The 18,423-nt window shown below is 56.4% G+C and carries 10 protein-coding genes and 2 tRNA genes; 10 read left to right on the forward strand and 2 right to left on the reverse strand.

Going from position 1 to position 18,423, the window contains the following annotated elements:
* The 3 genes from nuoL to HALKA_RS0117315 are packed head-to-tail and all read left to right on the forward strand — an operon-like array spanning position 1 to position 5,135.
* Positions 1-2,076: an NADH-quinone oxidoreductase subunit L gene (gene nuoL / locus HALKA_RS0117305; protein WP_018259181.1), complete on the forward strand. Its 2,076-nt coding sequence runs from the start codon at positions 1-3 to the stop codon at positions 2,074-2,076.
* Positions 2,077-3,645 carry a complex I subunit 4 family protein gene (locus tag HALKA_RS0117310; RefSeq protein ID WP_018259182.1) on the forward strand — a complete coding sequence of 523 codons (1,569 nt, stop codon included), beginning with the start codon at positions 2,077-2,079 and terminating at the stop codon, positions 3,643-3,645. It begins immediately after the preceding gene.
* The gene (locus HALKA_RS0117315) at positions 3,645-5,135 is read left to right on the forward strand and encodes an NADH-quinone oxidoreductase subunit N (protein WP_015762882.1); all 1,491 of its coding nucleotides are present in this window, start codon (positions 3,645-3,647) and stop codon (positions 5,133-5,135) included. Before HALKA_RS0117310 ends, HALKA_RS0117315 begins: the two co-directional genes overlap by 1 nt.
* Here the strand turns inward: HALKA_RS0117315 and HALKA_RS0117320 are convergent.
* On the reverse strand, positions 5,132-6,079 hold the full coding sequence (locus HALKA_RS0117320) for an MBL fold metallo-hydrolase (RefSeq protein ID WP_018259183.1): 948 nt from the start codon (positions 6,077-6,079) through the stop codon (positions 5,132-5,134). The genes HALKA_RS0117315 and HALKA_RS0117320 overlap by 4 nt on opposite strands.
* An 89-nt stretch (positions 6,080-6,168) precedes the next feature.
* On the opposite strand from HALKA_RS0117320, the gene HALKA_RS0117325 reads away from it, so the two are divergent.
* The 7 genes from HALKA_RS0117325 to HALKA_RS0117370 all read left to right on the forward strand — a co-directional run bounded on the left by HALKA_RS0117325 (position 6,169) and on the right by HALKA_RS0117370 (position 17,605).
* Entirely contained in the window at positions 6,169-6,417 is a 249-nt protein-coding gene (locus tag HALKA_RS0117325; RefSeq protein ID WP_018259184.1) for a DUF7553 family protein, read from the forward strand.
* A gap of 48 nt (positions 6,418-6,465) precedes the next feature.
* A tRNA-Val gene (locus HALKA_RS0117330) sits at positions 6,466-6,539 on the forward strand.
* Positions 6,540-6,778: 239 nt separating this feature from the next.
* A tRNA-Val gene (locus tag HALKA_RS0117335) sits at positions 6,779-6,853 on the forward strand.
* 453 nt (positions 6,854-7,306) lie between these two features.
* A complete protein-coding gene (locus HALKA_RS21140) occupies positions 7,307-11,218 on the forward strand; it encodes a DISARM anti-phage system protein DrmE domain-containing protein (protein ID WP_155119448.1) in 3,912 nt (1,303 codons plus the stop codon).
* Between the two features lie 88 nt (positions 11,219-11,306).
* Positions 11,307-14,921 carry a helicase-related protein gene (locus HALKA_RS0117360; RefSeq protein ID WP_080505855.1) on the forward strand — a complete coding sequence of 1,205 codons (3,615 nt, stop codon included), beginning with the start codon at positions 11,307-11,309 and terminating at the stop codon, positions 14,919-14,921.
* Positions 14,918-16,732, forward strand: coding sequence for a DUF8724 domain-containing protein (locus HALKA_RS0117365; RefSeq protein WP_018259190.1), 1,815 nt, complete (start codon positions 14,918-14,920; stop codon positions 16,730-16,732). Before HALKA_RS0117360 ends, HALKA_RS0117365 begins: the two co-directional genes overlap by 4 nt.
* 15 nt (positions 16,733-16,747) lie before the next feature.
* A complete protein-coding gene (locus HALKA_RS0117370) occupies positions 16,748-17,605 on the forward strand; it encodes a phospholipase D-like domain-containing protein (protein WP_018259191.1) in 858 nt (285 codons plus the stop codon).
* Between the two features lie 12 nt (positions 17,606-17,617).
* On the opposite strand, the gene HALKA_RS20560 is transcribed toward HALKA_RS0117370, so the two are convergent.
* Positions 17,618-18,172, reverse strand: a complete 555-nt coding sequence (locus HALKA_RS20560; RefSeq protein WP_245545436.1) for an HhH-GPD family protein — start codon at positions 18,170-18,172, stop codon at positions 17,618-17,620.
* Positions 18,173-18,423 lie beyond the last annotated feature (251 nt).

Raw genomic sequence — 18,423 nt, forward strand, 5'->3', positions numbered from 1 at the left:
ATGACTGCATTCGACTACGCACCCGCGATCGCGTTGCTTCCGTTCGTATCGTTCCTCGTCGCGCTGTTCGGCGGGCAGTACCTCCCGAAGAAGGGGGCCCTGGCCGGGATCGCAGCCACGGCCGGTTCGCTCGTGCTGTCGGCGTGGGTCGCGCTGACCGTCGCCGGGGGCCAGACGTACAACGAGGCGCTGTACACCTTCACGGCTGGGCTGGAGACGTTCGATCTCCACCTGGGAATCCTCATCGATCCGCTGACGGCGCTGATGCTGTTGATCGTCTCCTTTATCGCCCTGCTCGTCCACGTCTTCTCGCTTGGCTACATGAACGACGAGGGCGAGACGGGCCTCCCACGCTACTACGCCGGGCTGGGGCTGTTCACGGCGAGCATGCTCGGGTTCGTCTACGCCGACAACATCCTGATGGCGTTCATGTTCTTCGAGCTGGTCGGGCTCTGTTCGTACCTCCTGATCGGCTTCAACTTCCGGGAAGCAGGCCCGCCGAGCGCCGCCAAGAAGGCGTTCCTGGTCACTCGCTTCGGTGACTACTTCTTCCTCATCGGCGTCGTCGGCATCTTCGTCACCTTCGCGGGTGCGACCCAGACGCCGGGCCTGTTCGCCGGTGAGGGCTCGTTCCCGGTCGTCGCGGAACACGCGATCGTCGACGGCGCGACCGAGGGGCTGAACACCTTCGGCTTCGAGCCCCAGACCTGGTTCACGATCCTCGGACTGCTCGTGCTCGGCGGCGTGATGGGCAAGTCGGCCCAGTTCCCGCTGCACACGTGGCTGCCCGACGCGATGGAAGGCCCGACGCCGGTCTCGGCGCTGATCCACGCGGCGACGATGGTCGCGGCGGGTGTCTACCTCGTCGCTCGGATGTACGGCTTCTACGCGCTGACGCCGACGACGCTCGCGGTGATCGCGCTCGTCGGCGGCTTCACGGCCCTGTTCGCGGCGACGATGGGCGTCGTCAAGCAGGAACTCAAGCAGGTGCTGGCGTACTCGACGATCTCGCAGTACGGATACATGATGCTCGCGCTGGGGTCGGGTGGCTACATCGCCGCCGTCTTCCACCTGACCACCCACGCGGTGTTCAAGGCGCTCCTGTTCCTCGGTGCCGGTGCGGTGATCATCGCGATGCACCACGAGGAGAACATGTGGGAGATGGGCGGTCTCAAGGACAAGATGCCCGTCACCTACTACACGTTCCTCGCGGGCTCGCTCGCGCTGGCGGGCATCGTTCCGTTCGCCGGCTTCTGGTCGAAAGACGAGGTGCTGTACGAGGCCCTGATACACGGGTTCGGGACCGAGGGCGGTCTCGGCACCGTGTTCCTCGTCGCGTACGCGATGGGACTGCTGGCCGTCTTCTTCACCGGCTTCTACACCTTCCGGATGGTCTACCTGACCTTCCACGGCGAGGCCCGGACCGAGACGGCCAAGAAGCCCCACGGCGTTCGCTGGAACGTCAAGGGGCCGCTGGCCGTGCTGGGCATTCTCGCGACGACGATCGGCTTCGTCAACCTCGCCCCGGTCAAGAAGCTCACCGGCCTCGAGGTCGACTTCCTCCACAAGTGGCTGCTCGGTGCGGAAGGATCCGGCTGGGAGGCACTGCTAACCGGCTACGAGCACTACGAACACGTACTCCACGACGGGCCGGCACACGTCCTCGTCGGTGAGCCACTCGGCGCGACGGGGACGCTGATCGCTTCCGCACTGCTCTCGCTGGGGCTCGCGGTCGCTGGCGTCCTCGCCGCGCGCTCGCTGTACAAGGTGCCCGAACCGGTCGAACACACGGACAAACTCGGCTCGATCAAGACGCTGCTCATGCACAACTACTACCAAGACGAGTATCAGGTCTGGCTCGCGACGGGGTTCACCTACCCGCTCTCACGGGCCGCAGACAAGTTCGATCAGGGCGTGATCGACGGCGTCGTCAACGGAATTAGCAGCGTCAGTCTGTTCTCGGGCAGCCGCGTTCGCCGCCTCCAGACTGGCGTCGTCACCAACTACGCGCTGTTCATCACGATCGCACTGGTCGTGTTACTGGTCGTCTTCGGCCTCACTGGGGGGTGGTTCTAGATGGTCGCCGTCGCCGCACTACTTGCCGTCACGCTACTCGGTGCCATCGCGACCTTCCTGGTCGACGACCGCTACGCGGCGAAGTTCGCGACCGCTGTGAGCACGATCCCGCTCGTCGGCTCGGTGTGGATGTACTACGTCTACCTCACCGAGTACCAGGGCGTCGGGAACGCCTTGCTCTCGCCCGACACGGTCGCTTTCAGACAGACGATCGACTGGATCGAGCTGGGCGGTTACACGATCCAGTACTCCGTCGGACTGGACGGCGTGAGCATGCCGCTGCTGGCGCTGACCGGCATCCTGACGACGCTCGCACTCGTGAGTTCCTGGACGCCGATCGACGAGCGCCAGTCGCAGTTCTACGGACTGATGCTCCTGATGGAGGTCAGCCTCATCGGCGTCTTCTCGGCGCTGGATTTCTTCTTCTGGTTCGTCTTCTGGGAGGGCGTCCTCATCCCGATGTACCTGCTGATCGGGGTCTGGGGCGGCCCGCGCCGGAAGTACGCCGCGATCAAGTTCTTCGTCTACACGAACGTGGCCTCGCTGGTCATGTTCGTGGGCTTTTTCACGCTGGTGTTCTCGCTGGGCGACTCCATCGCGACGCTCGGCCTGCCGGAGATCACGCAGGCCCTCGTCGCCGGTGAGATGGGATCCCTCGCCGGTATCGCCGTCGCCGACCTGAAGCTGCTGGCGTTCGTCCTGATGTTCGTCGGCTTCGCGGTGAAGGTGCCGGTGTTCCCGCTGCACACGTGGCTGCCAGACGCTCACGTCGAGGCTCCGACGCCGGTGTCGGTGATGCTTGCCGGCGTCCTCCTGAAGATGGGGACCTACGCGCTCCTGCGGTTCAACTTCACCATGCTGTCGGACGTGGCGACGGGCTCGGTCCTCGCGATCATGCCGGTCGCGATCGCGGTGATCGGCGTGTTCAGCGTCATCTACGGCGCGCTGCTCGCACTCGCGCAGCGCGACCTCAAGCGCATCGTCGCGTACTCCTCGATCTCGTCGATGGGCTACGTCATCCTCGGGCTGGTCGCGTTCACGCCACACGGCATGGGCGGAGCGACCTTCCAGATGATCTCCCACGGCCTGATCTCCGGGCTGATGTTCATGGCCGTCGGCGTCATCTACAACGAGACGCACACGCGCATGGTCGGCGATATGTCCGGCCTGGCGGATCGGATGCCGTGGACGGTCGGCATCTTCGTCTCGGCGGCCTTCGGGTATATGGGGCTGCCCCTAATGAGCGGGTTCGCCGCCGAGGTGTTCATCTTCCTGGGCTCGTTCGGTGCGACGGACACGCTGGGAACGCTCGCGCCGGTGCTGACTTCGATCGCGATGTTCGGCATCGTCATCGTCGCCGGCTACCTCCTGTGGGCGATGCAGCGGACCCTCTTCGGCGGCTACGAGCTCGAAACCGACTACGAGCTCGACGGTGCGGCGTTCCACGACGTGGCTCCGCTGGCAGTCCTGCTCTTGCTGGTCATCCTGCTCGGCGTCGCGCCCGACCTCTCGTACGGGATGATCCAGGAAGCGGTTAATCCGATCCTCGAAATCGGAGGTGGTGTCTAATGGTACAACTTCCAACGTGGACGGCGCTCAGTCCGACGCTGCTGCTCGGTCTGACGGCGATCGTCCTCCTGCTCGTCGATAGCATCGATCCGGACTCCTCGAACAACGAACTGCTGGCCGGCGTCGCGGGGCTCGGCTCGATCGCCGCCGCGGCGACGAGCGTCTGGTTTATCGTCGCCGGCACGGGCCTGCCGGCCGAGAACGGCGAGTTGATCTCCCTGTTCGACGACCAGCTCGTCGTCGACCAGATGGCGCTGTTCTTCTCGTTCCTGGTCGCCAGCGTCCTCACGCTGGTGGTCGTCGCCAGCTACGACTACATGGCGGACAAGGCCCGACAGGCAAAATACTACTCCCTGACGGTGATGGCTGCGACGGGGATGAGCCTGCTGGGCAGCGCCAACGGCCTCGCGGTCGCGTTCGTCGCCCTCGAACTGGCCTCCCTGCCGTCGTACGCGCTCGTGGCGATCCTCAAGACGAACAAGGGGAGCGTCGAGGCCGCGCTGAAGTACTTCCTCGTCGGTGCGCTCTCGTCGGGCGTGTTCCTGTACGGCATCTCGCTGGTGTACGGTGCGACCGGCTCGCTCCAGTTCGACGCCGTCGCAGCGGCACTGACCGACGGCGTGCCCGCGGGCATCCTCGGCATCGGCGTCCTGATGATCGTCGGCGGCGTCGCGTTCAAGACCGCGAGCGTCCCCTTCCACTTCTGGGCACCGGAAGCCTACGAGGGCGCGCCGGCTCCGATCTCGGCGTTCCTCTCTTCGGCCTCCAAGGCCGCGGGCTTCGTGCTCGCGTTCCGCGTGTTCGCTACCGCACTCATGGGCGATGCGGTCCTCGCGGTCGTCGACTGGGTGCTGGTCTTCCAGGTGCTGGCGATCGTGACGATGTTCGTCGGCAACTTCGCGGCCGCGACCCAGGAGAACGTCAAGCGGATGCTGGCCTACTCCAGCGTCGGACACGCCGGCTACGTCCTGATCGGACTGGCGGCACTGACCGGCGGCAGCAGTGACGCCTACGTGCTCGGGTCGGGGATGATGCATCTGCTCGTCTACGGCTTCATGAACACGGGCGCGTTCCTGTTCATCGCGCTGGTCGAGTACTGGGACATCGGTCGCACCTTCGAGGACTACAACGGGCTCGCGACCCAAGCGCCCCTGGCCTGTGCGGCCATGACGGTGTTCCTGTTCAGTCTCGCCGGCCTCCCCATCGGCGGGGGCTTCTTCTCGAAGTTCAACCTACTGATGGCGACCGTCCGTTCGGGGACGTGGTTCCTCGGCGCGGCGCTGATCGTCAACAGCGCACTGAGCCTCTACTACTACACGCGGGTCGTCAAGGCCATGTGGATCGAAGAGCCCGCCAGCGGCCTGGAGATCGAGCGGTACCCGATCGGGCTGTACACCGCGGTGCTCGTGGCCGCGCTCGTGACGGTCCTGCTCTTGCCGGGCTTCGACGCGGTGTCTCAGACCGCAGAAACAGCTGCGAGCCTGCTCTAAGCGCGCTCGTAGAGGACGACGCCGCCGCTCTCTTCTCTCTCGACGCGACCTCGTTGTTCCAGCACGTCCAGGTGGCCGACAGCCTCGCTCATGCCCGAGAACTGCTCGGTCACGGGGAGGTCACCGAAGAGCCCCTCCATCACGCTGACCGGCGTCGTGGGGCTATCCAGTAGCGTCTCGACATCGTCGGTGCGGTCCTCGTGGTCGGCTCTGATGGCCTCGATGCGTGCGCTTGGCTCCTCGATGTCCGTTCTGTGGCCCGGCAGGAATCGATCGTACCCCGCCGTCGCGAGCCGGTCGAGCGAGTCGTTGTACCGCGGCAGCACCCGCGGTCGCGCCTCGCCGTCGTCGGCCGGCGGCTGGAGGAAAGGGTTCGGCGTGATGTCGGCCAGCACGTTGTCGCCGACGATCGCCCGGCGTTCGCCGTCGGCCTCGAACGCGAAGAGGACCTCGCCGACGGAGTGGCCGACGAGATCGTCGACCGTGACGAGGCTGTCGTCGACGGTGACCTCGTCGCCGGCAGCGACCGACTGATCGACCGTGACGCTGGACGCGTAGTTGAGGAACGCCTCGGGCAGCTGTGTGACGGTCTCGGCGGTCTCGGCCGCCATGCCACAGCGCTCGAAGAAGTCCACGAAGTACGATTGCTCGTGATAGAGTCGTCCCGCGAAGTCTTCGAGGATCGGCGTCGCGGGCTCGCTGGCGACGATTCGGGCACCCCGTTCGCTAAAGCGGTGCGCCAGCCCGAAGTGGTCTGGATGGGGGTGGGTGATCAGCACTTGCTCGATATCGTCGGGCGCGAGCGACCGCGCTTCCAAGGCCGTCAGCAGCTCCGACCACGCTTCCTCGCTGTCGGGGCCGGGATCGATGATCGTCCGACCGGTGAGGTAGCTGTTGACTGGGCCGACCTGAAACGGCGTCGGAAGTGACACACGGCGAAACATACCACCCGTACTCGCTCATGCTGGAAAACAGTTCTCTCAACGTCAGCCGCGCCACAAACGATTTATTCGTCCTCTGCCGAAGGTCAGATATGGACAGGCACGTCGAAGACACACGGTACTACCGCAAACGCGCGGGTACGACGGCGAAGAACGGCGTCACAGCCGAACTCGAACCGGCCGTCCGCCGAGTTCGCGACCTCACTGGTCGCGAAGCGGAACCAGAGCCCGGCCGTCTCGAATCGGCGCGGGCCGATCTAGCGGCGATGCGAGAGCGCGCCGAAGCCGCGGTTGAGGCGGCGCGCGAGCGGATCGGGTCCTATCGCCGGACAGAGGCCTGATCGGGAAGACAATTCTTAAGTCGACCCCTCGAATAGCAACAGGTGTCAGGGTTGGTGATCTAGTCGGTTATGATACCTCCTTCACACGGAGGAAGTCGGCGGTTCGAATCCGCCCCAACCCATCCTCTCTTCCGCTATCTTGTAGGACAGGATATCGCACTCTGAGCCTGTTGAACCCGGTGCTTTCACTTCCGGCGAGCAACTGCCGAGTTTGAATCCGTCATCGAAACCGACGATGCTGTCTTGCACCCCGGACACGTCTCCGCAATTGCTTGAAGGAGAAATAAAACCACGGGGACATATACTACCAGCGACGGAACCCATACCGCTTATCAAGCATGGTGAGCAACTGTGGTGTACAGGGCTGCTGGTCTAGTTCGGTTATGACGGCTCCTTCACACGGAGCAGGTCCGAAGTTCAAATCTTCGGCAGCCCACTACCCTCAAAATTTCTTTAGTTGTCGTTGTAGCTGAAACAGTTTTTAAAAAGCTGTACTAATGATTATATATTCATTCGTTCGAACGATTCTACAAAAGACTGTACAAAGCGTTGTATAACTAATTGTACAATACGCCTATCAGATTGACACGTGGCATGACGAGTGCAGTGTAGACTCTCCTGACACGCTCAGAGACCTCGCTGCTACGTCTAAATCGCCACGAGATACAGGTGACCCCCACGGGACAGCCAACGAATGGGAACTCCGGTAATTCAACCAGTTTCTCAACGTATCTTGGAGAGTTATTCGATTAGTATTCGGTTAGTGGCCACTTTACCCTCCCCGTACTGTTATCCGTAAGGGTGACCAAATTGATAGTAGTTCGTGACCGATGATAACTCGGAGCAGCGTTCGATAACCGACTACTCAAATACGGGAAGTCGTTCGTCGGTGTCAGAACAGCCAGAAACGGAGGAAGAACCTCCAGCAGCTGGTGACCCAAATGAGTTTCTTACCTGGCTCCGAGAAGAGACAACTCCCGGGGCTGAGAAAGCGGCGGGCAAGTTACCAGAACTAATCGACCAAGTTCAAGACGGTGGGTATGGAGCGTGGAGTGCTGGCAAGTGCATCGATATCATTTTGAAGGAAACTACACCGCCTATCGACTGTCCGGGGCTTGTTGCTGTTCTCGATGACGAACACGTCGATCCACTACCTGTCATTGAGCATTTGCTTGAAATCTATCCACGTGATGCTGCCGCTCTGGAAACGTCATTTGATTCTGATTGTCTCGAAAGAGACGAACTTTCACATACTGACCGGATGGAAGGGTACCGGGCACTATCTCGTCTTCCACCCGATGACAGTATATACAATGAACTGAAGCGCACAGCAGAGATGTTCGATGGCGTAGTAGACTTGGATGAGAGGTATCCTGTTGGTGGATTCTTCCAGACATATGCGATGCGGTGTCTCAAAACCTATCTTCGATACCCGCAGGAAGCTCCGGGAGAATGTGTTCACCGGGCAATCGTGGATCATCCATGGCAAGCACTTCGCGTAGTAGCCGCCAATGCAGAGCAGGCTGCTGAGACTGATTTACTCGAACAACTGATTGAGGTTACAGATGAAAAGCCAATTCCAGATGGATTCTATCATGGCAGGGTAATTGCCACGCTCTGTGATGAATACACAGAAGTTAGTTCTCAAGATACACGGCAGGAGATCGGACATCTGATTGAGACTGTGTTAGAGGCTGGTGTGTATCCGACACAGTGGAAAGAGACGGTCCCGCAATTAATCGGGTTCTTGGAGCAAGGTGATGGTGGAGAGCAAGGCGGTGCTGTGTTGGCTTCTGTATTTGGTGCCGTCCAGGTTGAGAGTGCTGGTGATGATCTGAATAACTGGATTGACGAAATCACGAGGCGGTTAGGAGACAATGACCCGTCTCCTTGGACAGGTTCAGTAAAGGTGTTTGCTGAGTCTTGGCCTGAGAAATTATGCGAACATGTGGACGTACTTGTCACGGTAGCACGTACTTGTGACAGCGATGCTCGGACCGATATTTGTGAAGCGCTCAGCATACTTGGGGAGGTGAAACCCGCTTTGGTTCTCCCGGCTATAGAACCGCTTGTCGGTGATCTTGAACGTATCACTTCAGCGCAGGAACTCGAAGATGTCGGGAAGATACTCCAATCACTAGGGGTGTATCCACCACCGCAACAACTCAAGAACCTGTACGGATCGACTGATGAAGAGATTGATAAGAAGGCAAAAGAGATCGTTGCCGATCTTCGGCGACAATTTCAAGGAAAGACACCGCAACTCATTCCGGGAGATGTTGAATGTGTGCAGGCGCTTTCAGAGGATTATTCGTTGGTTCGTCGAACTGGAGCAGTTACGTGGGATTCACCGTCGTTGGGGTCCGCTGAATTGTCTATTATTCAGGCGGTTGCGCGACTTGCTGCCGTTTCGGCAGAGGAAGATGAAGACCAACACAAAGCTATCTGTGGTGTTCTTGCAGAATTACTTGACACCCCACAAGAAGACCGCAATGAGCTAAATGAATCTCTTCAATTTGTGGTGCCATCGTATGATTCGACGTGGTTTGAGTTTGCCGTGCTTGGTGCAGTCTTCGCGCAGATCGTCAATCCAGATACTCGGGTCGCTTTACACACACCTGCTACGGGTGGATGGGGGACAAAGAAGGACGTTAGAGAAGCACTGCAGAAATACGCGCTCGCACCATCGGATGATCACACAGAAATCATCCCGGTTTTAGATCTTGTTCCGACAGCTCGGATAACCGACGAAGAGCTTACAGTAGAAACAACCGGGAGCACGGTAATTGATGATCCACCGTTTCTTACACTGGTTCGGGACATTGAACCGCTCGCAGAAGCGCCAGCTGATATCATCCTTTACAACTATCTTCCCGGAATTGATGCCGCGGATGCTGCTCAACTTCAGCAGTGGCGAGGGACGCTGACGGGTGGGTCAATTAGTGACGGTGTTGATCAAGATCCGGCTGTGTCAGCGGACGGATACGGTGAAATTGCCGATCGGGCATCATTGACGAACTTGGTACAGGTAGATGACGTTGATCCAAACGAGTTCGACGCATGCCACCGTGACCGTCCTGTGCATATAGAGATGTACAGTATCTTCACGTCCCAACACGCTACTGACCGGAGACAGCACGTCGGACCTCCGACCGACCTTCCACAACCGAATTTCATTGAGCAAGAAGCCGAACCAGATGAGACAGTCGCAGCCGATGAGAAGAGTCGGAATGCAGTCGAGTTGACATCGGGATCATCTCCTGTAGACCTGCACGCAGTACAAACCGGTGATGGCATTGGCGAGTTACTCACGAAAATTGACGAGTACAGTCAGCAGATTAGCGATTCAGAGATGACCCGGGCTGTGAGGGGATTCCGGTATACGATTGGGAGTCTCCCGGTCCCTGTGGAGCTTCACGACACGTGGGTGCAGACTCAAATCGACCAGGGGAACAAATGGGTTCCACGTCAAATTAGTTCACGACGAGACGGGATTCAGGCACTCGCGGATGAGGCAGGTTTTGATGCAGAATTACTTGATGAGGTAGTCATTACAATCGATACTCTCCTTGATAGAATCGATGGGGCAAATCCGTTGTCTAAGGAACTCATGGATGTTCTTGATAACGCCGCAGAGGGTGGGAAGCAGGTTGGAATTCTCTGTGCAAAAAAGACGTATAAAGATATGCTTGACGTATACCTCAAGGAGAAAGCAAGTAACTGGATCCTTGGTGATGATCTTCGGCTCTTTGATGAGCATACTGTCCGTGAGTTGTCCCCGGGTGAGGTGGATTGGCTAATCACGTTCGACCCGTTACCACCGCAGACAGCAATCTACTATCACCATCCTGCTATCGAGAAGACAATCGTATTGGGGCACGCCGATGGAACACTCGAATCACGCGTTTACGGTGTCGATTATAAACGTCGTCCGTACCTCCCCCGGTGCGTTGATGTTGAGCTCCCTGAAGTAGACGTCACAACTTACGGGAGCACACCCGAGATATCCGAGGATGACAAGAGCCTCACCGATGATTTGTACCGGAGTTACCTTTCCGTTGCGGCGCAATCCCGTGACGATGATGGTAGTCAGTCAGGGTCCTCGGGAGAGAATTCTCGGTATCGCGTCCAGTTTGAAGAAGCAGAAGAAACAACGATGTGGGATTCCCATCCTATGATCGTCCGGTCGGAAGAACATCTTGTCTCAGCCGGGGAGTATGGGCTGCGATCCCTGTCTCGGGTCAGTAGTGGTGATGAGATGGTGCTTATTGAATCAGATGCCCGGCAGGACCTGTGGGAAGAGTTCCTCCGGGAGGATTGGGAGGATAGTGATGAAGACGCTGACGCAGAAGAAGCGTTCATGGACGCTGTTGAGTTGTGGTATGAAGCTGTCTCGACTGGTCTGGCTGCACACTCCGAGACGTCGGATCCCGGTGATGGGATTTGGGGCTTCGCGCGTGAGATTGAGTCAGACGTATCGGTCGCAACTGACACGGTCGTAGGTTGGGCGCGTGGGGTCTATCGGGCAGATTCACCGTCTGATCTTGTGTTCCGAAGTGAGCTCCGTATTGGTCCCCGGCATGCAGATGGGGTGGAAGCGGTCGCAGAGGCGTACGGGAGCGATCGAATGGCGGATAACTGGAATCAGGTGCTCACCCGAATGAAGGCGATACGGGCGACTCATCGGCAGCGAGGAAGCGTCTTCTGGCAATGGCTTGCCGACCGTGCTTGTGATGGTGACCTGTTTGATCAGCCTGGCGTGAGCCAAGTCATCGTGTCACGGTGTGAAGAAATCGAATAACGAACCCTACAGGATACCTGTAGATGTTCTCCTATTGTTTTCCTGGCAGGGGATTTATACCTGGATGATGCATACCATCTTATAACAAATGGCAGATATTGACGGGGCATCCAGGGATGATATTGAGAAGTTCGCATCTCATCTTGTTGGTGACACGACGGATCAGATTTTGGGGGCACATATCGAACACGGTGAGCGGACACCGCCCGGATTTACACCACGGACGAAGTTCTTTTCCGGTGTCCTAGTTCCCGAAGAGGAAGAAACGACAATCGATCGGGAAATCCAATCTCGTACATCACCGTCTTCTCTAACTTTGATCGGTCGTGTCACTGACACCGGTGACGGAGAAACCGTCGCGTTAGACATCCAGGTTTCCTTTTCTCTGTATTATCGGGTGATTCCGACTCCGTCTGAACAGGTTGAGTCTGGTGAAAGCGTACCTCTCGTCTACCGGAAATACGAATTACAAGGGGCAAACGGTGATAACGAAGAACGCTCTGGTGTCAGCACGACTGTTGAATTCAACGCACAAGCAGCTAACACCGGGTTTCTGTCAGATGTGTCTGTACAGGTCGAACGAGAATTAAATACGAAGATTCAGACCGCGATCGAGAATCACGTCGAAATACAGCCGGATCTCTACGAGGATGATGAACGTGCAGTTGAGGGGTACCTTTCGGACCGCGAAGGTCAAGACGACGAGGAATTCCTTACCGAACTGACTGACGGTGTTGTCGGAGGGGATTCTGAGTATGCCCCAACGCCCAACGTCGGCATCGATGTTCGCCTGCTCGAAGGGCTTGACGAAACAACTCCCACAGAAGAAGATTCTGCAGGGAAAGCAACTGTCCGTGTCGATATTACGAATGAGAGCGACGAAGAACCTGACTTCAGCAATGTGGATCTCGCCACGTACGAAACCCAATTAGCACTGCGAGGAACCGGCGGGACGGAATTCACCGATATGACGTTCGAAGAAGTACCTGAAGGCTTCCGCTACGACCCGTCCGTGCCAGGACAGGGAGAGAACTGTACAGTGGAACGGACCGATGATGGGGACGGCATAAAGTCAGAAACAATCCCGGTATACGAACAACCGTACTTCGGCCACCGTCAGTTCTCGGGGGATGCCAACCCACGGTTTGATACACTTGCCGAAGACCCGCTCCCGGTTCTCCGAGCGATTCGTGGGAAGTTGAAGTCGTATAAGGAATCCGAATGGGAATCGAAATTACAGGAGGCTAAGGCAAAGGCAGACAATCCAGAATCTGACCCAATTGTTGCGGAGATCAAGGATGACATTACGGAGTTCGAACGTGAGATCGAACGGTATGACCGGGGTGTGACACTCCTCGAAGAAGACAACGAGGCGCGTGAACTCTTCCAGAACGTCAACCGCGTGTTCCTCCGAAAGGTTCGAAAGGGAGACCCGTGGGATGAGACAGCTGAGCTTGAGTATCCTGGCTGGCGACCATTTCAGGCTGTTTTCATCGTGTCCCTGCTGCCCGACATCATGTACGAAGAACGGGATTTCGACGCCGAAGCACACAACAGAGATATTACTGACCTGCTGTATTTCCCGACGGGCGGTGGCAAGACGGAGGCATACCTAGCACTCCTCGTGTTCACGGCACTGTTCGATAGGCGACGTGGGAAGGACTTCGGTCTCTCGGCCATGATGCGGTTCCCACTTCGACTGCTATCGCTTCAACAGTTCCAACGCGTGGTGGAGATCCTCGTTCATGCAGACGAAGTTCGCAAAGAAGAGGGCTACGGTGGCGAACCGCTTAGTGCGGGGTTCTATACCGGCAATACAGAAAATAGTCTTATTGGTCTTCTCACAACGGAACTCGACTGGAATCCGAGAGGTGATTACCCTCAGGACAAGGACCAATTGGAAAGTAATCGAGAGTTACTCCGTGATTTCCAGAAGCGCTGGAATCAAATTGACGGGCACGATCTTGAGAAAATCAGCCGAGAGGATTACCGAACGGTCGAGAAATGCCCACTCTGCGGAAGCGATGTCAAACTTCACTTCAGTACGGAAACGGACCGCATCGAACACCACTGTTCATCAGAATCATGCCGGCGCGAAAATCTCAATGTACACGTCACTGATATTGACATTTACCGTGCTGTTCCAACAATCGTACTAGGAACACAGGACAAACTAGCTGCACTCGGGTACAATTACCGGTTCCGAACACTAGCAGGGTATGTCACTCACAAGTGCCCTGAACACGGGTATTCACACCGACATGACGAGTGTCTGTTGGGATTCTTCTGTGGACGTGATAACACTGAAACACAGCCGGCTGACGGCGGTCTAAAGCCTGTTGACCTCACCGATCCGGTACCGACTCTCTGCCTCCAAGACGAACTTCACCTTGTCAACGAGGATCTTGGTACCTTCGAGAGTCACTACTACGCAGCATACGAGCAGCATCTTGAATGGGCCGCGGAGGCGCAAGGGGTTGAGTATGTAGAACCGAAGAAGATCGCGGCTACTGCAACTATAGAGGAATCAGATAATCAAGTCAAACACCTGTACGGTGGCAAAGACACAACGTTGTTCCCTGCACCGGGCCCGGCGTATCGTGAATCAGCCTACACGACGACAGATGATGAGAAAACCCAACGGTATTACGTCGGTGTCGTGCCGTGGAACCGCAGTCAAATTAACAGCATCATTCGGGTGCTGGAGCTGCATCAACGCCGGATACAGGACCTCCTGGCAGACCCTGCTAAACACATCCAAGAATTCGACTTCGACGAACTTTCCGACCCGGATGAGTTCGAGAAGTTGCTCAGCCACTACTACACGCTGGTCACCTACGTAATCTCGAAGTTCGAGGGGGGTCGTGTCTACAAGTCCACCGAAACGCAGGTGAATGATAACCTGACGTCAGATGGCTACGACCGCGTTGACCGCTTCGACATGCAGGGCAACACGGACGCGGATGATATGGCCAATATGCTCAAAAACTTCGAAGAGTTGGGTGAGGAAGGTGGAACGACCTACAAAGAAATCCAAGGACTGATCACAGCAACCAGTTCCATCAGCCACGGCGTTGACCTAGACGCACTCGGGTACATGCTGTTCTTCAACGCGCCACCACGCATGTCTGAATACATTCAGGCAAGCTCACGCGTTGGGCGAAAACACCCGGGCATGGTTCTCGACGTGTTTGATCCAATCGGCGAGCGCGACCGCTCCCACTACCACTACTTCCACAAGTACCACGAATACATGGACCGACTCGTCGAACCAGTCGCAATCAATCGGTGGGCGAAATTCAGTGTCGACAGAACGTTCCCCGGTCTGTTCATGTCACTGCTTCAGGTCCGGTACTTCGACGAGTTATCTGAAGAACTCGGGTATTTCAAAAACAATGCAAGTCCGAGTATGGCCAGGAAAGCAAAACGAGCAGGCGTGATTGATCAAGAAACGATGATTGACGATCTCAAAGCAATTTACGGTGAGGATTGGGAAACCGGACAGTGTCCGTTCGAAGACCGTATCGAAGAACTCGTCCAACAGTCATTCAACAGAATTGGGAACGAAGCAGAAGAAACGATTAGCGACTGTCTCATCGGACGTGTCATGCTAAGCCTGCGCGACGTCGACGAACCAATCGACATCAGACCGAGTAACAAGCATGAAGATGCCTTCCGCGCACTAGGGGTGAATCTCCGATGACCAACCACATGCAACGCGGGAAAAAGCAGGTAATGTATAATTTCCCGCCGAAAGCAACGTTCTCGAATCCGAAACACAATCTCATCGAAATCTCTGATACGATGTTCGGTGAGAAAATGGATATCAGTAGTGAGCAAGAACTGATCGACTACGTTCATGCGAATCTCAGTTCGTGGGAAGGTGGCGTCGCTGACGACTCCGTCCCATCGCCAAGTCGTGATCAGTGGGTGATTGCCGATCCAGAACGGGTGTATGCAGAAATCTTCCCTCGCGTCTTCGAGTGCATGGACTGTGGGAAGATTCACGATTACAGCGGCAAGCGAATCACCGGATTGGAAGAGAATGGACAGGATTGCCAACGAAACGGGTGTGACGGAAATCTAACACAGATTCACCACGTTGGTGTCTGTCCATCCTGCTCTGATATCAGTTCGATTAATGTCCCGTCGTGCGACGACCATGGGTGGTCGTACGTCAAGTTAGATGACCGGGCAGACCGATATCAGAATTTCAAATGGCGATGTGGCGCATGCAATGGTGCAGTAATCAAGGAAGGCATCCACGCGTTCTGTGACTGCGGCGAGTACATGGATGTTACCGTCCACTCCGCGTCCAAGGCAATGAACATCCATGACCTCACCAGGGTGGACCTCGGCACAAACAACGTGTACCAGAGCGATCTTCGGAGCGACGAAGAGATTGACCCACTGGTGATTGGTGCATACCTCGGGGAATTCGACCACCCGGAAACGACGCTTCGTGAGATGGTGCAGAAGGACGGTGTCTCTGGTATTGATTACGACGACCTTGACGCCGATGATCCCGAGGTAATTGAAGGAATAAAAGACGCTCTTGGACAGATTGGTGGCGGTGAGAATCCGGAGCTTGTGCGAAGATCAGTCGAAAACAAAGTGGGTGGCGTTGAGCCGACAGAAAATATGCGGCGCTATATCCAGTTGCATGAAATAATGGAGCAGGAAAGCGCACGAGAAGACGCATCCACGCGTGAAAAGCAACTGATGGACCAGATGGGTATTCTCGATATTGGCGTCACATCAGAATTCCCACTCCTAAAGGGTGTGTACGGGTACCATCGTACGTTTAACGAACAGGAAGACGACAAACCAACCCCCGCTGTTCGTACCTTCCCCCCAATCAAAGTAGAAGACGGGGATTGGCGAACTCCAATATACACGACGAGGTCAAAGACGGAAGCCGCGATCGTGCAATTGGATCCACGCGCGGTGGGGCACTGGCTCTCTGAAGCTGGATACAACATTGCTGACACACAGGACATGGATCTCCCGGAGGCCCGGGCGACACTGTACGCAGCGATGGAACCAGTCGAACCGTACTCGACCGACGTAGAAACGAACGAGAAATATAATGAGGTGACCCGTGCCGTCCACCGGTTATTGCACACGATGTCACACCTTCTAATGCAGCGTGCATCCGTCCATTCTGGCATCGAAGAAACCTCATTCGCGGAGTACCTGTTCACCGATGCATTGGCGACTGCTATCTATTCAAACAACACCCAAAATTACACTGCAGGCGGCCTATTCACCCTCACGGACCGGAATTTAGATGACTGGCTTCTCAGCACACTGAACCAGGGAGAGAGATGCATGTACGACTCAACGTGTGCAGAAATCCGTGGAGGAGCCTGTCACGCCTGCCTCCATATCTCTGAAATCGGCTGCCAGCACTTCAACAAGAACCTGTCACGTATCGACCTGTACGGCGAGCGCATCGCAAAAGACGCGGCAACCGGGTTCTGGAAACTCACCGGTGGATTGGGAAGCACCTGATCGGGGCACTCCAGCATGTCACTTACCACCCCTGCAGAGTTCATCCAATCACTTCGTGCCCACGACATCGATCCAATTGTCTTCTGCACCCACCTGATCCATACATCAGCACGCAACGACGGAACTGTCACACCAAAACAGACCGCTGACGAGTTCAGTATCCACGATGAGGCTGCAAACCGGTTACACGACCTCGCCTCAGAATTCGAGCTTGTCGAATACACGAGCGCTCAAACAAGCCAAGTGAGCGTGAACCAGACGACGGTAACAGAATTCATTCAATTCTTATCGTACTTCGGCAAGTACGCCACGAAATCCGAGATCGAACTCCTCGCTGAGGACCGTGTCCATGATGTTGAACTGACGATCTCCGTCCCTGATGCATTCGAGGACCGATCAGCTGAATTGATGGCACGACTAACCCGCTTCGTCAGAAACGCCGAATCAGAACTAATCGTTGTGACCCCATTCTTCACCAGATTCGGTGTTGATGCATTCGTAGACTACTTGGCACAGGCAACTAGCCGTGGAGTGAGCGTCACTGTCCTGACGCGGGATGTAATCGGTGGAAATGATAATGCAGAGCACGTGCAGCGGATACATGAGACTGTCACGGATGCGGGTGATGTCCGCAATCTTCATCTCTTTGAATATGATTCAGACCACGGGAACCTCCACGCAAAGGCACTAATAGCCGACCGTGAAAGAGCATATGTCGGAAGTGCAAATTTCACAAACTACAGTCTGAGGAGCGCAATCGAAATCGGTCTTATTGTCCAAGGACCGGCGGTTGATGACCTCACAGACTTCTTCGCTACTGTTCAGGCATCTTCTGATACGAAGCGCCTTGACCGATCTGTATTCCAGTCCTGACGGTGTCACGAATCACTCCGAAGAAGTTCGTTGAGCAAAGGCACAACACTCGTTGAGCGGGCAAGACGGACACTGCGGATCGGTGGTACAGATCATGGCTCCGAGGTCAAGAAACGAGAAGTTGATAGCACGAGCTAATGCCGGGTCGTCGGGAATGAATGTCCCTATGAAACCATACACAGCATCGCTTTTGTGTGGTTGCCCCGGCATTTCATAATCGAACACCCGCTCAAAGATCCGGGCAATATTCGAATCGACAAGCGCCACTGGTGTATCGAACGCAAAGAGTAGACAAGCGCGAGCAGAGTAGGGACCGACACGCCACGGTTCCTGCAACGCTTCCAAATCATCAGGAACTGTCCCACCACACTCCTTGACACAGAGTTGGGCGGTGTCACGGAGACTCCGGGTACGCTGATTCCCAAAGCCAAGCGACCGAACCTCCTCGAAAATAGTCCGGTCATCAGCTGATACAAGCGTCTGCGGGTCTGGAAATGTAGTGAAAAACGACTCGTAGATATCTGCAACGGCGTCAGCCCGGGTTCGCTGCAGCAGTATTTCAGTCACGTAGACTCGCCAAGGATCAGTGGTATATCGCCATGGATAGTCGCGCCCATGTTCTTCCAGCCAGTCCAGTAAGTCAGGTATTGTCTCAATAAACGCTGTTACTCGTTCTTCTGGTTTCGAGATATCTTTGGATTCGAGGTGCCCGACTATTTCATCCTTGTTTATGACTCAGCTTTGAACGTTAGCGTCGGCTGTTGAGTGAACGAAGAGGTGATCGATCTCCTCCATGAGGTCATCGACGCCACGATCAT

It is taken from the genome of Halomicrobium katesii DSM 19301, assembly GCF_000379085.1.
Classification (GTDB): domain Archaea; phylum Halobacteriota; class Halobacteria; order Halobacteriales; family Haloarculaceae; genus Halomicrobium; species Halomicrobium katesii.

What these genes read in the sequence shown, in the direction of transcription:
- nuoL (WP_018259181.1), top strand. Translation starts at nt 1, where the DNA reads ATGACTGCATTCGACTACGCACCCGCGATCGCGTTGCTTCCGTTCGTA.
- HALKA_RS0117310 (WP_018259182.1), top strand. Translation starts at nt 2,077, where the DNA reads ATGGTCGCCGTCGCCGCACTACTTGCCGTCACGCTACTCGGTGCCATC.
- HALKA_RS0117315 (WP_015762882.1), top strand. Translation starts at nt 3,645, where the DNA reads ATGGTACAACTTCCAACGTGGACGGCGCTCAGTCCGACGCTGCTGCTC.
- HALKA_RS0117320 (WP_018259183.1), bottom strand. Translation starts at nt 6,079, where the DNA reads ATGTTTCGCCGTGTGTCACTTCCGACGCCGTTTCAGGTCGGCCCAGTC.
- HALKA_RS0117325 (WP_018259184.1), top strand. Translation starts at nt 6,169, where the DNA reads ATGGACAGGCACGTCGAAGACACACGGTACTACCGCAAACGCGCGGGT.
- HALKA_RS0117360 (WP_080505855.1), top strand. Translation starts at nt 11,307, where the DNA reads ATGGCAGATATTGACGGGGCATCCAGGGATGATATTGAGAAGTTCGCA.
- HALKA_RS0117365 (WP_018259190.1), top strand. Translation starts at nt 14,918, where the DNA reads ATGACCAACCACATGCAACGCGGGAAAAAGCAGGTAATGTATAATTTC.
- HALKA_RS0117370 (WP_018259191.1), top strand. Translation starts at nt 16,748, where the DNA reads ATGTCACTTACCACCCCTGCAGAGTTCATCCAATCACTTCGTGCCCAC.